This is a genomic window from Buttiauxella noackiae ATCC 51607 (assembly GCF_001654865.1).
In the GTDB taxonomy this organism is placed as follows: Bacteria; Pseudomonadota; Gammaproteobacteria; order Enterobacterales; family Enterobacteriaceae; genus Buttiauxella; species Buttiauxella noackiae.
This window is the reverse complement of sequence record NZ_LXEO01000104.1, coordinates 1-204: the sequence shown is the minus strand read 5'-3', so window position 1 is coordinate 204 and position 204 is coordinate 1. Positions and strand designations below refer to the sequence as shown.

The window sequence follows — 204 nt, the reverse complement described above, 5'->3', positions numbered from 1 at the left end:
GCAACCCTTCAAATAAACATTTAATTAATGTTTCCTTGCCCTTGGCTATCTTCAATATCAATGAGCCACTCATCTTTGGCGTACCGGTAGTGTTGAACCCGGTGATGTTTATCCCGTTTGTAATGACTCCTGCTGTGGATTACATCATTGCCTACTACGCCACCCTTTGGCACATTGTACCGCCCCTTCAGCAAATGGTAGGCT

The 204-nt window shown here is 45.1% G+C and carries 1 protein-coding gene; it reads left to right on the top strand.

All coding sequences use genetic code 11. The annotated features are described in order from the left end of the window. Window positions 1-23: 23 nt before the first annotated feature. Window positions 24-204: PTS transporter subunit EIIC (locus tag M979_RS23485; protein WP_342446871.1), on the top strand; the 181-nt coding region annotated here is incomplete at its 3' end.